General features: G+C 64.2%; 8 protein-coding genes and 1 pseudogene. 2 read left to right on the forward strand and 7 right to left on the reverse strand.

Features of this window, described 5'->3' with window-relative positions; all coding sequences use genetic code 11:
- Positions 1-153 precede the first annotated feature (153 nt).
- The gene (locus E3E11_RS04950) at positions 154-846 is read left to right on the forward strand and encodes a hypothetical protein (protein ID WP_141451426.1); all 693 of its coding nucleotides are present in this window, start codon (positions 154-156) and stop codon (positions 844-846) included.
- Between the two features lie 16 nt (positions 847-862).
- On the forward strand, positions 863-1,339 hold the full coding sequence (locus E3E11_RS04955) for a hypothetical protein (protein ID WP_141451427.1): 477 nt from the start codon (positions 863-865) through the stop codon (positions 1,337-1,339).
- Between the two features lie 36 nt (positions 1,340-1,375).
- Here the strand turns inward: E3E11_RS04955 and E3E11_RS04960 are convergent, their stop codons facing one another.
- The 7 genes and pseudogenes from E3E11_RS04960 to E3E11_RS04985 all read right to left on the reverse strand — a co-directional run bounded on the left by E3E11_RS04960 (position 1,376) and on the right by E3E11_RS04985 (position 14,083).
- Positions 1,376-3,022, reverse strand: coding sequence for a formylglycine-generating enzyme family protein (locus E3E11_RS04960; RefSeq protein WP_168189202.1), 1,647 nt, complete (start codon positions 3,020-3,022; stop codon positions 1,376-1,378).
- Entirely contained in the window at positions 3,019-4,263 is a 1,245-nt protein-coding gene (locus E3E11_RS08465; protein WP_168189203.1) for an ABC transporter permease, read from the reverse strand. Before E3E11_RS08465 ends, E3E11_RS04960 begins: the two co-directional genes overlap by 4 nt.
- Positions 4,260-4,982, reverse strand: a pseudogene (locus E3E11_RS04965) (ABC transporter ATP-binding protein); the annotation flags it as partial. The gene E3E11_RS08465 and the pseudogene E3E11_RS04965, both read right to left, overlap by 4 nt.
- Before the next feature lie 76 nt (positions 4,983-5,058).
- The gene (locus E3E11_RS04970; RefSeq protein WP_141451430.1) at positions 5,059-7,020 is read right to left on the reverse strand and encodes a vWA domain-containing protein; all 1,962 of its coding nucleotides are present in this window, start codon (positions 7,018-7,020) and stop codon (positions 5,059-5,061) included.
- The gene (locus E3E11_RS04975) at positions 7,017-8,150 is read right to left on the reverse strand and encodes a hypothetical protein (RefSeq protein WP_168189204.1); all 1,134 of its coding nucleotides are present in this window, start codon (positions 8,148-8,150) and stop codon (positions 7,017-7,019) included. Before E3E11_RS04975 ends, E3E11_RS04970 begins: the two co-directional genes overlap by 4 nt.
- A 48-nt stretch (positions 8,151-8,198) precedes the next feature.
- Complete coding sequence (locus E3E11_RS04980) at positions 8,199-10,868, reverse strand: virulence factor SrfC family protein (protein ID WP_141451432.1); 2,670 nt, start codon at positions 10,866-10,868, stop codon at positions 8,199-8,201.
- Positions 10,869-10,891: 23 nt separating this feature from the next.
- Complete coding sequence (locus E3E11_RS04985; RefSeq protein WP_168189205.1) at positions 10,892-14,083, reverse strand: virulence factor SrfB; 3,192 nt, start codon at positions 14,081-14,083, stop codon at positions 10,892-10,894.
- Positions 14,084-14,217 lie beyond the last annotated feature (134 nt).

Consider the following 14,217-nt stretch of genomic DNA (forward strand, 5'->3'; position numbering starts at 1 on the left):
GGACGATCCTGGCCGGCAGCCTGTAGGGAGTTGCTTCAGCCCAGGGGGAAAACTAGACTTCAGCGGCGAATGGGGTGCTGAGTATCTTGTGGTGCCAGCCCCTTTCCCGGTGCGCCTGTCCCTGTTCAAGGGCGGTTGTGAGGAGAAACAGACATGCGTCATGCCAGTTCTGTGGCCCTGGCTTCGGTGGTTTTCCTGACCGGCTGTGTCAGCGCCATGGATGATCCCAGCCTGACCCCTGCCGAGCGCCTGATCCGCCAGCGCAATGCGCAATACAACCAGACGATCGGTGCAGGCGCTTTGACGGGTGCCTTGCTGGGCGCTGGGATCGGGGCGCTAGCCGGCGGTGGTAAAGGCGCGATGATCGGTGGGTTGAGCGGTCTGGCTCTCGGGGCGGGCACGGGTTACTGGGTGGCCGAACGCACGCAGTCGCAGCAGATGACGGAAGATGACCTGCTGCATGCCATCTCCGATGCGCAGCGCGATGCCACTCAGTCAGAGGAATCGGCCCAGGCGGCGCGCAACATCACCCAGCAGGCGCGCGTCCAGCTGACGGCCCTCAATGCCCAGTATCGCGCCCATCAGATTACGGCGCAGCAATATCAGGAACAGACCCGGCATTTTCAGGAAAATGCCCGCCAGCTCCAGACCCTGGCGGCAACCTATCGCAAGAATGCCGCCAGCATGCGCCAGACGGCCCACAACAATGTCAGCTCCGACACGGCGCAGGTTCTCGATGAGACCGCTGCGACCGAGCTGAGCTCGGCAAAAACGTTGGAGCAGGAAGGCAAGGCTCTGACCGCGCTCAGCGCCATGGCCCCCCCTGCCCAGCCGCTCGGCAGCTGAAGGGGGTCGTCGGGACATGCAGAGAATTTCTGGCAGAACAGGGGCTGCGGCCCTGGCAGTCGCGCTGCTTGCCGGTGGATGTGCAGCCAATTGCGATCCGAACCAGACTGATCTTTATACGGGCTTCGGCTGCGCGGTAGGGGGCGGTTACGACCAACGCACGCGCGGTCTTTCCCAGCAGCTGCGCGACAGTCAGGCCGCTTCAGCCTCTGCCCGGCAGGCGCTGGACCAGGCCAATGCCGAGGCGCAGTCTGCCCAGCAGAACCTGGCAGGACGCCAGGCCCAGCTCCGCGCGCTCAATCTGCGTACCGCACAGCTGCAGAAGCGCCTGAAGCAGGCTTCCGCAGCCCGGACGCTTTCAGCCCGCCAGGAGGTCCAAGCCAGAAGCGAGCTTCAGAACATACGCGACGCTTCACGCCTGCCAGCCACGGAGAACATCCAGAAAGTTCAGGAAAGCCAGAAACGCATGGCCGATCTGTTGGGGCACATCTGACCCCACAGCGTGACAGCTGGCGCGCGGCCAACGCGGTCAGGGGGTGGCGCGATGAAACTGACGTGCAATTTCCTCAGGTGCCGGCATATGGCCTGTGGCGGCCTGCTGCAGATCTTCAAGTGCAATGGACAGAAGGGGCAGGCTGTCCGTGCGGCCTGCCTGCTGCAGGGCTGTTTTTTCCTCCTGGGCCGCTTTTGCCAGAAGATCGCGGTCCGGCAGCTGGCGGATCATGGAGCGTATGAGTTCTGCATAGGCTTCGCTCTGCACGCGGATCTGGGCACGCCTTCGTGCCAGATTGGCGCGGGCCTGTGAAAGGTCCTGGCCAGGTGCGGCCTTGCTGAGCTGCTCAAGCTGGGTTGCGATGAAACTTGCCACATGGTCGAGCTCACCGATATTGCCGCCAAGAGCCATCAGGGCTTCAAGCTGCGCGTGGACGGCAAGCTGTTCGGTCTCTTCGCGTTTCTGCGCTTCGGCAGCCAGCTGGGCCTTGATGCGCGCAAGTTCCGCTTTGCTGGCGGCATCGGTGGCGTGTGCGCTCATGGAAGTCAGCAGGCTCTGGGCCGCAGGCGAATTACGGGCGGCCTGCTGGGCGTAATGCGCATACAGCGCCTGGAATTCCTTTTCAGCCTGTGTGACGGCCTGAGGCGAATCGAGCGCATTGGCGCCGATCGCAACGCGTATGCCTGTGGTGACCTGGCGTGTCGGTTCCCCGGTGCGCACGTTATAGGCTGGCGCTTCACTGCGGGTTGCCGTGCTCAGCTCATCCGCACTGGCAGCCAGATAATTGCCGCCCCGCAGCTGGAGTCCGCCGGCCTGCCCCTGAAGGCGCTCGCCATGATGCAGGCGGTAAGGCTCCTGCATCATCTGGTCCACCTCTCCCAGCATGTCATAAAGGCCAAGCGGGTTGGGCTTCTTGCTGCCGATCTTCTGCAGCCCGTCCTGAGCGCCGGCAACGATGTAGTCTTCCTTCAAGGCCCCCTCAGGTAGGGGCCACATGGGCTGCTGAAAGCCCTCCGGGCTCACCTTTGCTCCGCCGCGTGCGGCATAGCCCCATTCAGCGTCGGTCGGCAAACGCAGAAAGCCGGGCGTGCCTTGGTGTTGCGGCAGGGTCTGGGGGGCGTTTTTCAGCAGCCAGCTTGTCCAGAGTGCCAGAAAATCCTGGGCCTCGTTCCAGGAGATCGAGGTCTGCGGCTTCTGGCCGCCGCTTGGGGAGGTAAGGGTCGGGGCAGCCGGGCAGTGACCTTTGGTGCCTTCCATGACGGCAGTGTACTGGTTGCGGGTCACATCGTATTTGGCCAGGTAGTAGCGCCGCATTTTTCGGGTCTGTTCTCCCTTTCCCTGTGGTTTGAAGGGAGCCGAAAGCCAGGTCTGCAGGGTGAACTGGCTGTAGCCTTCCTGGGGGGTGGGGGCGCCGAGCGTGATCGGGCGGTCCGCCAGCAATGTTTCAGTGGGAAGGGGCACATCGACCGCGCGGAAGGCCATTGCCCCGCCACAGGGAAGCGGAAGCACAAGATCATCAGGCAGGGGATGGGGATCGATGAGTTTGGAAGGCCAGCTGATTTCAGGCGCAGTCGCGTTGGCCAGGCTGCTGACAGAGGCCGCCAGTAAAGCCCCCAGAACAAATAATCCGGCTCCAGTCATAGGCCGTGACAGGAAGGGTTTCTCAGAAGAGAGGGCTCTCATGGCGCGCTGACCCCCTCCCAGGGCTGGAGCCTGCTTGCGCGCCAGCCGGCCAGGAAAGTCGCGACAAAGGCACCGAGCAGCGTCAGACCGAGGGCCGCTCCGTAAACAGCGGGTTGCAGGAGGCATAATTTCTGCCCGGACGGCAGGACATGCGCAAAAACCAGGTTGATCGCAGCCCCCATGAGCGTGGCGCCGCCCAGAGCCAGCCCGATGGCCGCAAGAGCCAGACATTCGCCCTGAAAAACCGGGAACCAGAGCATGCCGCGCACGCCGAAAAACCCCATCGTGGCCAGCGAAAGGCGCTTGCGCTGCACGAGCGCCCACATCCCTGTGCCGAGGGCAAGGAAAAAGCCACTTATGCCCAGAATGGCCGTCAGCAGAAACAGGGCTGACAGGCTGCGATCCAGCGTGAGTAACCGGTCGATTTCCCCTGCCTGTGAGACCACGTCGACATTCTGGGCTGCGAACCAGTGGCTCAGTGCAGGCACGTTTTCCATGTGTCTGGCGTAAAGCCTGAACCCGGGATAGAGGGTCTCCACGTTGCGCTGATCATTCGAGGCTTTTCCGCCGAGCTGCAGGGCTGCCTGCCAGTCAAGCGGGGGCGTGTGCTCACGGTAGAGTTCCACCGCTTCCGCAAGGGGCAGGGAAACAAACCCCACGTCGCGCCCACTGGCTGAAGCGGGGGCAACAGCTGCGACTCTGAGGGGCTGCAATGCCGTTTCCGGCGGTGTGCCGAGCCTGCTTACGCGCATCACCAAGCTGCCGCCCGGCTGCACATGCAGGCTGGCCGCCGCACTGGCTGAAAGAATGATGTTCTGATCGGCCTGTCCCTTCGGGAGCCTGGCCTGCTGGTTGCCGAGAAGGGGATCACCGCTGCGGGTGGGCAGCAGCTCGACACGCCGGGCCTCTTCGCGCCGGTCCCGGGGGACGAGCAGCACGCTGGCGGCCAGGGTGCGCGTGCGGGGCATGACGAAGGCCACATCAGGGCGGTGGGCGAGTTCGTCCAGCCAGGTTGCGGTGAAAGTGCGGTTGGCAGCGCTGTCGATCTCGCGGATATGGGGGTCCTGCAGCAGCGTGGTGCGCATTCCTTCAACGAGCCCCGCCTTGAGGCCGGCCAGCAGCAGGAGCGGCGCGGCAGTGGCGGAAAGGCCGATCACCAGGCAGAGGGCCATCACCTTTTCCGACCACAGGTCCCGCCAGGCCAGCCGGAAGACCAGGGGAAACGCTGCAAAGGGTTTCATGAAAATGTCTCTCCTGCTTTTCCATCAGTTTCCGGTTGCGTGCTGATCAGGGTGCGGGTCACTGCGGGGCGGCCAGAGGTGTTTTCCCGCGGGCCCGGTCGGGGCGTGTGCATCTGCACTTCGAGACAGCGGAAACCGACATTGCGCGCCAGGGCCGCATCATGGGTGACCATGATCACGCCGGCCTGGGAGGCGGGCAGGCCGTGGAGGAGCTCCATGACCCTTCTTGCCTGCAGGGGATGCAGGGCGGCGCTTGGCTCGTCAGCCAGAATCAGGGGGCGTCTGTTGATCAGCGCCCGGGCGACCGCAACACGCTGGCGCTGTCCTACCGAGAGCTGGTCGGGTCTGCGGTCCAGGCAGGAGGCGATCTCAAGCTTCTCAGCCAGTTTCTGAAGGTCAGCGCGCGCGTAAGACGTGGTTTGGGACGAGGGATCGCGCGCCAGGGGCAGGGCGATGTTTTCGCGTGCACTCAGAAAGGGAAGCAGTGCTCCGGTCTGGGGGACGAAGCCAAGCGTGCGGCTGCGGAGGGTCTGCAAGGCGGTGAGATTATCGGCCTGCCAGAGCCCCAAGGCTTCGTGACCCAGCAGGCGGAGCTGTTGGGCGTTGCGGGGGCGCAGGGCAAGGGAAAGCAGGCCCAGCAGAGTGCTTTTGCCGGCGCCTGAAGGTCCGGTTATGGCCAGGCGTTCGCCCGGAGCCAGGGTGAATTGGGGCACCTGCAGGCAGAAGCTGCCGTCAGGCGCTTCCCAGCTCAGCTCTTTCGCTTCAACGAGAGGGGGCGTTGTGGCACCCGCCATCTCAAGGGAGTTCATCAAGGGGCACAGGAAAGACGGCGTCGCCAGGATCTTTGGAACTGCCGAGGCGGACCCAGAGCTCAGGATGGGCTTCGTAATCCTGGTACAGCCGCAGGCGCGAGGCGATGCTGTTGAGGAGCATGCGCTGCTGCCCGGCCCCCATGGCCAGCCAGCTTTCAGGGGTGATGGAGGCGATCTCCGATTTATAGGGAAGACCGTCGAGATATTCGCCCAGGTAATTGCCGATCCTGTCCACGGAACCCAGCTGGGACGGATTGCGGGCTGACGCGGCGAAAGTGGCCTGGAGCTGCTGGAAGAAATTCTTGGGATCCGTCTTGCCTGCAAGACCGGCATCGAGAATGCGCTGCAGGGTGGCCGCCAGATCGGAGAGCTGGTTGCGGGTCAGCAGCACGCGGATGTCCAGCGAGCGGCGCAGCGTATTGGCCGGGTCGCGGTCTGCGGTATAGCTCTGCACGATGTCAGGGGCGCCGGTCTTCTCCAGCCGCCCCAGATAGGCCAGGCGCATCGCCTGCGCCACAACACTCATGCGCGGGTCGGCCTTGCGCGCTTTTTCCTCCTGGGGGGTCAACCCTGCGATCGGCCGGCCGGTCGTGTCAGCGACCTGCTGGAGAATCTGGGTGGCTATCTTCTGCACCACCGGGCGGAAGGCCTGCGGGCTGCCGTTCGGCACAGGGTAGTAAAGCGTCTGGCCATTGAAGGAGGAGAGATTCCGATACTGCGTCGCTGCTTTTGCGTGGTCGCCTGCCACCTTGCCGGCCGGGGTGAGGAGATGGACCACGAACAGCGCGATCCCCTTCTCGGCTGCCAGCCGCCGGAGCTCGGGGATGTTGAGCCGGGTCAGGCTGTGGGGGTCTGTGCCGTCGCGCGCGCCGGCATCGGTGATCAGCACGATATAACGCCCGCCCAGCCCGTCCCAGTCCACATCGTCAATGGCGCTTTTGACCCCGGCTGCAGCATCTTCATCGAAGCTGCTGGAGGACACGTCCGTGGCATGGACATCGGCGATGGCGGGCAGAATGCTGTTGAGGGGCTGGGAAAAATCCGGCTTGGCGAAAAGCTTTGTCGCATAGCCGAGCTTCGGCGCGTCAGCCAGGCTGTCACGGTAGCCGATAAGGCCGAAGCGGAAATTCTGTCCTGCAGCTGAATTGCCGACCAGATTGACGATGTCCTTGATGGCGGCGCGTGTTTCCTGAATGTAGGGCTCCATGCTGGTTGTCGTATCTATGACGAAAACCAGCCCGCCCCTGAATTTCTTGAGCGCTTCAGGGGAAGCGGCCTGCGGTGCGCTGGGTTCGGCCGGAGCGGAAATGACATGCAGGCGCCGCACGCTCGGCCCGCTGTCACGTTCGATCTCATGGGCGTCCAGGATGGGCAGCAGGTAGAAATTCTTGGTGATGTCGATATAGTTTTCAGGCTCGAGAGCCACGACCGGCCCGCTGTCGGCCGCGGTCGTGGAAGGGTTTTTGCTTGCGCTGGCAGCGAGGGCCTGACGTGTCAGCGCGGCAGCCTGCTGGCCGGAATTCGGGTCGGTCAGCAGCTTGTCCTCGCTGGCGGCGGAATCGAGAAACAGGGCCCGGCTGCGCCCGGCCGGATTGGTGAAGGCAGCGATCATGGTGTGCTGCCACGGAATGGTCCTGTCTTCGGGGATCCAGCCCTTAGGCTGGCCCTTGAGGGTATCGCCCACCTGCACGCGTCCGTTCTGGCGGCCGAAAACATAGAAGATACGGAAACCCTCCACGTTTTCTCCCTTTCCGCCTGAAGCGGTGGGAAAGATCTGCGCGCCCGGTCGGGTGATGACGTGCTGATACAGGCTTTTTTTGCCTGCCTGCAGCAGGGGCTCTGCCTGCAGGCAGGTCAGGGGGGCAAGCAGGGCCAGTGTCGTCAGACCCAGCGAGAAAGCCAGACGGCGTGCGGACATTGCCGGAGAGAAAACAGACAGCCTCATGGCCAGTAATCCTTCAGCGTGCCGCTCGCAGCCGGGTTATCTCCGGAAGCGATGAGTTTCTTTAGGTACTCCTGCAGGGCCGCGCGGTCTGCCGGAGCTGCCTGTGCACCGTTTTTGACCGCCTGCCGGTAATAATCAGCCGATTCACGCATGTCGGGCGCAGGCAGCGGGCTGCCTTCCTTGAAGCGGGTGGGATCATAGAGATGCGCCAGGTCCAGCTGGGCCGTGCTGTCGCCCCGCTTGGCAGCCGCTTCAAGCAGCAGCACGCCGTCATCGGGATGGCCATTGGTCAGGCGGCGGTCACCTTCCTGGCGGATGGCCGCCGTGTCAGGGGCCTGGCGGATCACTTCCGGCACGCTCAGCAGCCCGAGATCCCCGTTGCGGACGGGCGTTGCTGGCTTCTTTTCAGGTGTTTTTTCAGGCGTTGAGGCTGTGGTCGGTTCCGTTAGCGGGTGGACGGCCGTGGTGGCGGGGACGGCTGTCTTGGGTGGTGCGTGCAGGCCGCCGTCGAGACCGGCCAGCATGCCGGGGTTTCCCTTGGCGGAAGGCCTGGTCGGTGTCGGGTCATGGTGGAAGATCCGTCCCCAGAACAGCCAGCCCAGCAGAAGCGGAAGCACGAAGAAGAGCAGGAGCGCGCCTGCCAGCGCCCAGAAAATAGCGCGGCGCCTGTTGCGGTCCGGCAGATGAAAGCTGCCCATTACGGGAATGGCGGTTGCGGCAGCGGCAGGTGCAGGCGTTTCGGGCGCTGGGGACGGAGGCGTTGGCGGTTTGGGGGCAGGGGTCGGGGCGTTGAGACCCTGCATCAGCTCTTCCAGAGTGGGGCCGGTCGCTGCAGGCGCAGGCCAGCTTTCGACCGAGCCTGTCAGGCCGAGTTCGGGAATTTCCAGCAGGTAGGGTGTGTCAGGATCGAACTGCTCGGCTATGTCCATGGGAATATGGACCAGGAGGTCTCCTCCATCGGCCCGGATCGCGCAGGGGCCGCGAGGCGTTTCGAGAAAGCCGGTTCCAGGCGCACGCAGAGAAACAGCCTTCAGCCGCATTGCCGCATCGGCATGGCCGGGCAGGCGCAGGGTCACACCGTATTTGTGCGGGCCCGCAACGGCGCCCCAGAGCTCATCTTCGTCAGTCATCGTCATTGCAGTTCAGTTCCAGCTTGGTGGAGTAACGCTGTTGTCAGCTCAGCCTTGCAGATCCGTTCCCGGCGATCCAGCCTGGGCCAGGTGTGCCTGCGCGTCTTTCAGCTGCGTCAATACCTTGCCAAGCGCTGCATTGGCCTTCCGGTCATATTGGGGGCCCGCCTGGCGGGCGGCTGCCAGCAGGGCGGCCAGCCAGTCCAGACAATAGGTCAGCTCCGGGGTCAGGCCCACTTCTTCGCTGAGTTGGGTGCGGGTCAGGCTGGCAAGCGGGTCCTGGGGCTGTACAAAAACCGGCTGTCCTGTTGTGAGATTGCGGGGCTGGGTGGCAGGCACCGCTTTTTCAGGAACGCGCTGATAGCCGAGATAGGCGATGAAATCACCGATCGTCTGCGCACAGATCACCCCCTGCTTTTCGCCTGACTGGTTGAGAGGGCTGTCATAATCGCAGCTTGCACGCAGCCGTTCGGCCAGTAGGCCTGCAAGCCCGTCCTGGCGATGGGGCAGATGCTCAGCCAGGGCCAGAAGCTGGTTTATCAGCCGGTCGCAGCTTTCCCGGTCCAGGCCGAAATAAGCCAGTTCCCGTGGCGATTCGCGCAGGGTGAGGAGGGTCTTCTCTTTCCAGGTGGCCAGGGCCTGACGGGCGAAATCATCGAATTTCCGTTTCTGCCCTTCCTGGGCCAGAGCCGGCGTATCGGCCTTGCCCTTGCCCAGCAGCCCTTCCAGCAGGCTGTCGCTTGAAGGGCCGGTCGGGGTGGGCGCGCTCTGGCGTGAGAAATCTTTCCAGGCAGTGATCATCTCGTCACGCGTCGGGCTGAGGCGGCGCAGAAAAGCCCCGAAAACCCGGCGGCTGCGCGCCAGCTCCAGAATCTGCGGCCCCACGGACTGCAGAAGCTTTTCCGCCTCCCCTTCCGGGTCGCGGCCGCTCTCATCGTGGTAGCGTCCGGCCAGCACCTGGTGCAGCTCCTGCGCGCAGTCTCGGGCGCGTGCCAGGAGCTGGGCGGTCTTGGGATTGCGCGCAGTAACCGGGGCGAGGCGCGCGGCAAGATAGCTGACGCCGCCATCATTGGGCGCCATGGCCGCATCGAAAGCCTGCATGGGGGCGTGGATGTAGCGCTGCACGCGCTCGGAACGGAGATATCCTTCCTTCAGCAGCGGCAGCCGGGCCGCAAGCGAAGCCCGGAGCGTGGTCTCCACCCCCTCGGCATTGCGCTCATATGTATCGCCGTAGCTTGAATTGCGGAGCCACTGCACGTTGTCGAAGGGCTGCCCCGGCTTCCAGGCCTCAAGCCAGGCGCGTTCGGTCGGGGTATCGCAGTAATTGACGATCGAAGCGCCCAGGCGTTCGTTCCAGCGCCCGGGCTGGGCATCATCGGAACCCTCTTTGGCTACAAGTGCGGTGTCGAACTTGGTCAGGATCAGAAAAAGCGCGTCCTCCTGCGCGGCCCGGGCCTCGGGTGTTGCCCCCAGGGTGTGGGTGACCCAGCTTGTCACCAGTCGCGGCAGTTCCCGGACTTCCTGCGCGCTGTCGCCGATGCAGAGGAGCATGGCGGTGATATCGAAATCCTGCTGGTAGCGCTGGAACAGGTGATCGACCTTGCCGCGCAGGAAAAGCTCCGCCCCTTTGGCCTGTGCGTCTTCTTCAGTGCGGATCAGCAAGCGCGAGCGCGCGCCCGGAAAGTCGAGAATGTCGGTCTGCTGCTGAAATGGCCAGCGTGCGCCTTCCAGCGGGGCGATGAGTTCAGCGATCAGGGCTGAGGCCATGCGGCGCGTGATGGCAACACGCTGCCCATCCCGGGTGACCAGGGTGAGCGGCGCCTCGCTTTCAGGACTGCCGGAGGTGAGGGTCTGGACATTGAGGATACCGCGCTCGCGCGGCAACAGGGCTTCGGTCGCACAGAAAGCCTCATGACCGGGACCGAGCTTCAGCCGCGCCTGGAAGGCTTCAGCAGTGAAAGTGCCGATTTCAGCCACATTGCCCCATAGCGGGGCCAGCGCCTGCATGAGGGTTGCAGGGTCCATGCGGTGCACATGTGCTGCCAGCAGGGACCAGTATCCCTGGCCCAGGGCCTGATACCAGGGGCTGGCCGCATGGCGGTCGCTGAAATAATCCTCCAGCTCCTCAATGTCGCCGCGGTCGAGGCCGCTCCGGGTAACGGTGTTTCCGGCAGTGGGAGGAATTTCTCCGGAAGGCAGGGCTTCTATCAGAGCGTGTAGCTGCCGGGAGGCGCTTGAGGGCTCAGGGGCAGGACGGGTGAGCTTGAAGTCGCTGTAGAAACTGTTGCCGGCGATTTTCAGCACATCAAGGGCTGAGAGGAGCCGCACGGGCACAGGTGCATCCTGAGGCGCGCCTTCTGGCTGGCGGGTCGTGAAACGCGTGACGAGCCCTGAGGACTCTCCGCCGCCATCGGGGTTCATATCCTTGAGAAAGTCGAGACGCTGGCTGCCGTAGCGCAGGGTGAGCGGCGCATTTTCAGGGCTGGTGAGCGAGGAGACGAGATAGGACTTCCCCGCCTGCGATGCGCCATAGGCGGCGACGGCGGGCGGGCGCTCGGCTGCCTGGGCCAGGCGCGCGGCCAGGCGGGCCTCCTGGCGCAGCTGGCGGCTGGCTGCACTGCCAGGGCCGGCTCCGTTGTCATCCAGCCAGGCGCTGCCGCTGACTGCGGCCTGGGACAGCGCGTCGAGCGTGGTTTGAAGCGGTGTCTTCTGCGTCATGGCGCTTTCCCTTGCTTTTCAGTTCAGTCCAGCTTGATGTAACCGCTGTCGCGCCAGTATCCGGCGGGATTGAGCGTGGTCTGCAACCGCAGTGCCAGCGGCGCAGTGGCAGGCGCGCCAGTGGCGTCTGTCACGTCATCAATCCTGAAATCCTCCTGTGCCGAGTAATCCCCGCGTTCTTCCTCATCCTCCACCTCCCGCAGGGGGTTGCGGATGAGGGTGACTGTGAGCGGCAGGGCCAGCTGGGGGGCAGGCTTGGTGAATTCGAGCTGGTAAAGCGGTGTCGCCCCCCAGCTTTCAGCCGGCAGCTGGCGATAGCCCAGCATTGTTGCCCCGTTGACACCCTTCAGGGTGAAGGTGAGGGGTTCGGAGGCGGGTTGCCCAGGCCCGTCGGGCGCCATGGCTTCCGGCAGCTCCGCCACCACGTCTTCAGCCCTGATCTGGCCGTCTTCCGCCATCCGGCCCAGGTAACGCGCGGTGGACTTCATGCCGAAGCTCCCTGTGCGCAGCGCAAAATTCGGCAGCGCGCCGCGTTCGGCCTGCGCGCAGATGGCCGCGCCGACCACCACTGTTGTTTTGGGATCTTCGATTTTCCCTGTGGATACGTTGCGGAACGGATAATGGGGGCCGATGGCATAATCATGCAGCGGGAACATGTGGTGCGGCGCCACAGCCGCCGTGGAGGCAACCAGATCGCGCACGCAGCGCAGCTTTGAAGGCCTACCGGAAAGCAGCAGCACATCGCAGCCCCAGGCGCGCACGGCTTCGCACAAATTGGTCAGCGGGCCGCGCAGGGTCGTGTTAATGGCCTCTTCGATCGGCTGTGACTCAACCGTGACCGGTGTCTGCAGAATGTCAAAAGTGACGGGTGGGTGCTGATGGGCAGCCAGGTGGCGGCTGAGCTGCTGGCTGAAAAAGCTTTTGCAGCGCTCAAGCGCGCCGCTTTTCTCGCCATTTTTCTTCAGCGTGTCACGCGCGCTTTCGCTGAGGGGAAAGGTGCCCAGCACCCCCTGCGTATAAGGGTCGATGCGCTCGTAAAGCCCCAGCGCGTGCAGGGCTGCGGGCTCCAGCAGGGTGGAGGTCAGCAGGAGCCTCTGGTAACGCTCCTGAACGGTCTGGTTGCCCCGGTCGGCATCGAGCAGGGTTTTCAGGAAGGCATGGGCGTCAGGCACGCCGGCTTTTTCCAGCGCCTGCTGAAGCGGCGGCACGATCACGCGCGCGATCACGGCGCGCAGCAGGTCGTCGCCCGCCACATCGAAGCTTTCCCGGAATTCCTGGTGCGGCACCAGCGCATTGCTGCCGTCAAGCGCGTAGCGGGCGATCATGAGATCCGTGGTGCCACCGCCGATGTCCAGGCTGGCAATCCGCAGGCTCGGCGCGCGCTCTTTGGCTTCCGGATCGCTTGCGGATGTTTTGGTCTCCCCTGCAGGCCAGCTTCCGTAAAGCCTGTAAAGCGCTTCGACCTCGCCGCCGAGCCGGTATTTGATCTCGTTGTGCAGCCAGACGAGCTGCGTGGCGGTGGCTTCGTCAAGGGTCAGGTTCAGGCGCGGCGGCGTGATGCCAGCCATGGCGCTAGCAAGTTCCAACGCGGCTTCGGCGCGCCTGCGGAAGATGCGCTGCACGGCCAGAGGCATGCCGGGTGGCATGGTGATCATGACCGAACGCAACTGCCGCCGCCGGTTGCTGTCAGGCCGGGTATGGCGGAATTCCGGCGCGTTGATGTAACGCACTGCCTGCAGCAGCAGCTCTTCCAGCATGAGGATGGAAAGCTCGCTGCGTGACAGGAAACAGGGACCGAGCTGCGCTGCAGCCTGCCGGTCCTCGCGTGAGGCCTGGAAGCGGCCCTGGGAGAGGATCTTGTAAAGCTGGGCGCGGAAAGGCCCGTTGACCGGCAGTTCCGGGGCATCGGGACGGGCGTCATCACCATTATTGTATACCCAGCCCTGTGCGGCCGGTCGCGTGTCCCAGAGATAGCGCTTGGGGGTGGAAAGGCCGGTATTGCCTTCATTGCCGCTCCGCTCTGCCATCAGTCGCTCAGCCTGGGGCCCTGTGCGCACAGGGCTGGGCCAGGCAAAGGCATGTGCGCGTCCCGAACGGCGGGAGTAGTTCTCGCGGCCGAAACTGGCGCGCGCGAATTCGATCCGGCTTGAAAAGGGTCTGTCGTAGCCCCGGTCCACCTGGCTGAGATCACGCAGTTGCAGGGCGAAGCTGTCCGCCTCGCGCTGGCGCATGCCGGGCAGCTCCTCGATGAGAATGCCGCAGCTGCGGAAATTGCCGAGGTCAAGCACCAGATCCACCTGCACAGGCGCACCGTCGTGCTCATCGGTCAGGCGCACGGTGGGCATTTTGCCTGAGCGCGCCAGCATGTCGAGCAGGGTCAGGTAAGCTGCCTGATAGATCAGAAGCGGAGGCCGGCCGTTGTTTTCGGCCTCTTCGCGGATCATGGCCATCAGGCGGCGGGGGCGGCGTTCCTCGAAAATTTCCTTCAGCCACCCGTTGACCCAATCCTCGGAGAGAAAAGCGCCCAGCGCATCAATGTCGGAGACCAGAGCGAGCTCGCGTTCGCGCATCTGTGGCTGCAGCGCGGTGAAATGCGCGCTTTCCTCAAGCGTAGTGTCAAAGGCCAGGTCTGCGGCCAGAGCGGTTTTCCCCCTGTTCTGGTCGCTGTCTTTCTGGGCGCTCGCCTGTTGGGAGCCGGGCTGCACGCCGCCGGCTTCATCAGGGCGCTGGGTGCGCAGGCGCACGCGCGCCCAGTTGGTCGGCCCGGGCAGGAAAGCCCCCTGGCCGCTGCTGCCCAGGCGGGCGAAAAAGGGAAGGGGGATCCACTCATCGCCGAAGATCTCCAGCACGTCCTCACCGCGCAGGAGGTAACCTTCCTCCCCGGGCGGCAGTGGCTGCTTCACACCGTCTTTGAGCCAGTATTGCGTTTCAGTGGCAGGATCGGTCTCGACCCGTCGCAGGGCCACGCGGCGCTGGGCCGGTTCCGGTGGCTGGCTATCCGGACCCGGTTCCGGCGCAGCGTCCGTTGTTTGTGCCTGGGCCTGGGCCTGTGCTGGGGCCTGCGGCAGGGGCGGGAGCTCTTCCTCAAAGAAGCGCGCCCTGACCTGTCGCCCTTCAGGCAGGCTCAGCGTGCGGAACTGCAGCAGGCTGTTCGGCACCAGGGACAGGACACCGGTTGCATCATCAGAAAGACGGTCGGAGGGGAGAGCCGGCATGTATCTGGAACCTGTTTTTGAAACCTGAAAAGCCAATTGACCGAAGGCAGGCGGGTGAAGTGGAAAAAACATCCGACACCCCAGTCGGGTCCCGGCAGCTCTTCTTTCTGTTTCTCATACCTCCTGCCGCAATG

It is taken from the genome of Oecophyllibacter saccharovorans, assembly GCF_006542375.1.
In the GTDB taxonomy this organism is placed as follows: Bacteria; Pseudomonadota; Alphaproteobacteria; order Acetobacterales; family Acetobacteraceae; genus Oecophyllibacter; species Oecophyllibacter saccharovorans.

Bases quoted from the DNA above. Each gene is read 5' to 3' on its own strand.
- E3E11_RS04950 (WP_141451426.1), top strand. From the start codon at position 154: ATGCGTCATGCCAGTTCTGTGGCCCTGGCTTCGGTGGTTTTCCTGACC.
- E3E11_RS04955 (WP_141451427.1), top strand. From the start codon at position 863: ATGCAGAGAATTTCTGGCAGAACAGGGGCTGCGGCCCTGGCAGTCGCG.
- E3E11_RS04960 (WP_168189202.1), bottom strand. From the start codon at position 3,022: ATGAGAGCCCTCTCTTCTGAGAAACCCTTCCTGTCACGGCCTATGACT.
- E3E11_RS08465 (WP_168189203.1), bottom strand. From the start codon at position 4,263: ATGAAACCCTTTGCAGCGTTTCCCCTGGTCTTCCGGCTGGCCTGGCGG.
- E3E11_RS04970 (WP_141451430.1), bottom strand. From the start codon at position 7,020: ATGAGGCTGTCTGTTTTCTCTCCGGCAATGTCCGCACGCCGTCTGGCT.
- E3E11_RS04975 (WP_168189204.1), bottom strand. From the start codon at position 8,150: ATGACTGACGAAGATGAGCTCTGGGGCGCCGTTGCGGGCCCGCACAAA.
- E3E11_RS04980 (WP_141451432.1), bottom strand. From the start codon at position 10,868: ATGACGCAGAAGACACCGCTTCAAACCACGCTCGACGCGCTGTCCCAG.
- E3E11_RS04985 (WP_168189205.1), bottom strand. From the start codon at position 14,083: ATGCCGGCTCTCCCCTCCGACCGTCTTTCTGATGATGCAACCGGTGTC.